4 protein-coding genes are annotated in these 3,781 nt (G+C 70.9%); all 4 read left to right on the forward strand.

Annotated elements, in window-relative coordinates; genetic code table 11:
• The first annotated feature begins 117 nt into the window (after positions 1-117).
• The 4 genes from ESO86_RS13175 (at position 118) to ESO86_RS13190 (ending at position 3,695) form a co-directional block, all read left to right on the forward strand.
• Positions 118-624, forward strand: coding sequence for a DUF3817 domain-containing protein (locus tag ESO86_RS13175; RefSeq protein ID WP_129235434.1), 507 nt, complete (start codon positions 118-120; stop codon positions 622-624).
• Positions 621-2,198 (forward strand): glutamine-hydrolyzing GMP synthase, encoded by a 1,578-nt coding sequence (gene guaA, locus ESO86_RS13180; RefSeq protein ID WP_129235435.1) that lies wholly within the window; start codon positions 621-623, stop codon positions 2,196-2,198. The genes ESO86_RS13175 and guaA overlap by 4 nt, the downstream gene beginning before the upstream one ends.
• A 17-nt stretch (positions 2,199-2,215) precedes the next feature.
• Positions 2,216-3,160, forward strand: coding sequence for an L-lactate dehydrogenase (locus tag ESO86_RS13185; protein WP_129235436.1), 945 nt, complete (start codon positions 2,216-2,218; stop codon positions 3,158-3,160).
• 103 nt (positions 3,161-3,263) lie between these two features.
• Complete coding sequence (locus tag ESO86_RS13190) at positions 3,264-3,695, forward strand: YciI family protein (RefSeq protein WP_129235437.1); 432 nt, start codon at positions 3,264-3,266, stop codon at positions 3,693-3,695.
• The last annotated feature ends 86 nt before the right edge of the window (positions 3,696-3,781 follow it).

The raw sequence follows: 3,781 nt of genomic DNA on the forward strand, positions 1-3,781 counted from the left end.
CGCGGCGCCGGCCGACGCGGCGCGCGACTGAGCGGGTCCATCCGACGCGCGCGGCCCGGTGCTGCGCGACATCCGTCGGGGCCATCGCCCAGCCGGGCGCCGTTTAGACTGGACGCCATGCCCCTCGAGCCCAAACCGGCTGAATTCCCGCGCATCCGCGGGGCGCTGAAGTTCTACATGATCGCCTCGAACATCACGGGCGTGATGCTGCTGCTGCTCACCGCCGAGATGCTCCTCAAGTACGTGTGGTTCGTCGAGCTGTACGCATTCGGGCCGAACGGGCTGCTGTCGCTCGAGCCCGTGGTCGAGACCCCCGAGGGGCTCGAGTCGACCGGCACGGGCGTGAACCTCTCGACCGGCATCCTCATCGCGCACGGCTGGTTCTACGTCGTGTACCTGTTCAGCAACTTCCGGCTCTGGAGCCTCATGCGCTGGCCGTTCTGGCGCCTGCTGGTCCTGGCCTCCGGCGGCATCGTGCCGTTCCTCTCGTTCTTCCTCGAGGCCCGCATCGGGCGCGAGGTCCGCGACTACCTCGCGGCGCGCGAAGCGGATGCCGCGGCCTCGGCCGCACCCGCTGCGACCGATTCCGACTCCGATTCCGAGCCCGTGGAGGCCGCCCAGTGAGCGAGACCCAGCAGCGACCCGTCCTCGTCGTGGACTTCGGCGCGCAGTACGCGCAGCTGATCGCGCGACGCGTGCGCGAGGCATCCGTCTACTCCGAGATCGTGCCGCACACGATCACGGCCGACGAGGTCCGCGCGAAGGACCCGGTCGGGATCGTGCTCTCGGGCGGACCCTCGTCGGTGTACGAGCCGGGTGCGCCCTCGCTCGACCCGGGCATCCTCGAACTCGGCGTTCCGACGCTGGGCATCTGCTACGGCTTCCAGGTCATGGCGCAGCAGCTCGGCGGCGAGGTGGCCCGCACCGGCCACCGCGAGTACGGCTCGACGGCCGCGACCGTGCGCGTCGACGACCGGAACACCCTGCTCGGCGGCCAGCCCGAGCACCAGACCGTGTGGATGAGCCACGGCGACTCCGTCGCCGTCGCCCCCGAGGGGTTCGACGTGCTCGCGTCGACCGCGACCACCCCCGTCGCGGCGTTCGCGAGCGACGAGCAGGGCTTCTACGGCGTGCAGTGGCACCCCGAGGTCAAGCACTCGCCGTACGGACAGGACGTCATCGAGAACTTCCTGCACCGCGCCGCGGGGATCCCCGCCGACTGGAACTCGGGCAACGTGATCGCCGAGCAGGTCGAGCGCATCCGCGCCCAGGTCGGGTCGGCGCGCGTGATCTCGGCCCTCTCGGGCGGGGTCGACTCGGCGGTGTCGACCGCGCTCGTGCACGAGGCCGTCGGCGACCAGCTGACCGCCGTCTTCGTCGACCACGGCCTGCTCCGCAAGGGCGAGCGCGAGCAGGTCCAGGAGGACTACGTCGCCGCGACCGGCGTGCGCCTCGTGACCGTCGACGCGGCCGACACGTTCCTCGACGCGCTCGCCGGGGTCACCGACCCCGAGGAGAAGCGCAAGATCATCGGGCGCGAGTTCATCCGCGCCTTCGAGCAGGCCGAGCGTGACCTCATCGCCGAGGCGGCGGCCGAGGGCGAGCCGGTGAAGTTCCTCGTCCAGGGCACGCTCTACCCCGACGTCGTCGAGTCGGGCGGCGGCACGGGCACGGCGAACATCAAGAGCCACCACAACGTCGGCGGCCTGCCGGAAGACCTGCAGTTCGAGCTCGTCGAGCCGCTCCGCACCCTCTTCAAGGACGAGGTGCGCGCGATCGGCCGCGAGCTCGGGCTGCCCGAGGTCATCGTCGGCCGCCAGCCGTTCCCCGGACCCGGCCTCGGCATCCGCATCGTCGGCGAGGTCACGCGCGAGCGCCTCGAGGTGCTGCGCGACGCCGACGCCATCGCGCGGGCCGAGCTCACCGCGGCCGGGCTCGACGACGAGATCTGGCAGTGCCCGGTCGTGCTGCTCGCCGACGTGCGCTCGGTCGGCGTCCAGGGCGACGGCCGCACCTACGGCCACCCGATCGTGCTGCGGCCCGTCTCGTCGGAGGACGCGATGACGGCCGACTGGACCCGCGTGCCCTTCGACGTGCTCGCCAAGATCTCCAACCGCATCACCAACGAGGTGCCCGAGGTCAACCGGGTCGTGCTCGACGTCACGTCGAAGCCGCCGGGGACCATCGAGTGGGAGTGAGGCGCTAGCCTGACCGCATGCCGGTCATCGAGAACTCGAAGCTCAGCGTCATCGGAGCGGGCAGCGTGGGTGCGAGCCTCGTGTACGCCTCGCTCATCCGGGAGTCCGCGAACCAGATCGCGCTGTACGACATCGCGGAGGAGAAGGTCGAAGCCGAGGTGCTCGACCTCGCGCACGGCACCCAGTTCACGCGCTCGAGCGTGATGGGCGGTGCCGACCTCGACGTCGTCGCGGGCTCGCACGTCGTCGTCATCACGGCGGGGGCGAAGCAGCAGCCCGGGCAGAGCCGGATGGAGCTCGCCGGAACGAACGTCGGGATCCTCGAGCGGCTCCTGCCCCAGCTGCTCGAGCGCGCGCCCGACGCGATCTACGTGCTCGTGACGAACCCCGTCGACGTGCTCACGGTCGCGGCCCGGCAGATCAGCGGGCTGCCGGCGGAGCGGGTCATCGGGTCGGGCACGGTGCTCGACACGTCGCGCCTGCGATGGCTGCTCGCGAAGCGCGCGGGCGTCATGACGTCGAGCGTGCACGCCGACATCGTGGGCGAGCACGGCGACACCGAGTTCCCGCTCTGGTCGAACGCGCGCATCGGACCGGTGCCGATCCTCGACTGGACGGGCGGCGAGCGGTTCTCGATCGACGAGCTCGACGGCATCGCGTCCGAGGTCCGCAACGCGGCCTACACCGTCATCCGCGGCAAGGGCGCGACGAACTACGCCATCGGCCTCTCCGGTGCGCGGATCGTCGAGGCGTTGCTCGACGACGAGCACGCGGTGCTTCCCGTGTCGACCGTGCACTCCGGTGCGTTCGGGCTCGACGGGGTCGCGCTCTCGATGCCGTCCGTGGTGGGCGGCAACGGGGCGTTCCCCATCGCCGAGACGCCCATGTCGGAGACCGAGGCGGGGCTGCTCGCGGCATCCGGCGACGCGATCAGGGCGACCATGCAGACCCTCGGGCTCTGAAGCCGAAGATCTCCGGGCGCTCGTGTCGATCCGGGCGCTTCCCGTTCGACGTCATCAGTGAGAGGGTCGAGACGCGACCCGGACACGCGAGGAGCATCCCATCATGCCGAAGTACATGCTGATCATGCGGGCCGACGACCGAGCCGTCGAGGCCTACCAGGACATCCCGTTCGAGCAGGTCATCGAGGCCATGGGCCGATACAACGAGGAGATGATGAAGGCCGGCGTCATGCTCGCCGGCGAGGGCCTCTCCGACGCGAGCGAGGGCTTCGTCGTCGACTTCGACGCCGAGCCGCCGCTCATCACCGACGGGCCGTACGGCGAGACCAAGGAGCTCTTCAACGGCTTCTGGATCCTCGAGGTCGCCTCGAAGGAGGAGGCCGCGGAGTGGGCCAAGCGGTGCCCGCTCGGTCCCGGATCCAAGCTCGAGGTGCGCCGGGTGACCGAACTCGACGACTTCCCACAGGACAACGAGTGGATCCAGAAGGAGGCGGGCTGGCGCGAGGAGCAGGCGCAGCGCGCCGCCGGGGCGTGAGCCGCGCCATCCGCCCGTGATCGACGAGACGGATGCCGAGACGGCGCGCCCGACGGACCCCGAGTCCGCCCGGCGCGCCGTCGCGG

The sequence above is a fragment of the Agromyces binzhouensis genome (assembly GCF_004135055.1).
Classification (GTDB): domain Bacteria; phylum Actinomycetota; class Actinomycetes; order Actinomycetales; family Microbacteriaceae; genus Agromyces; species Agromyces binzhouensis.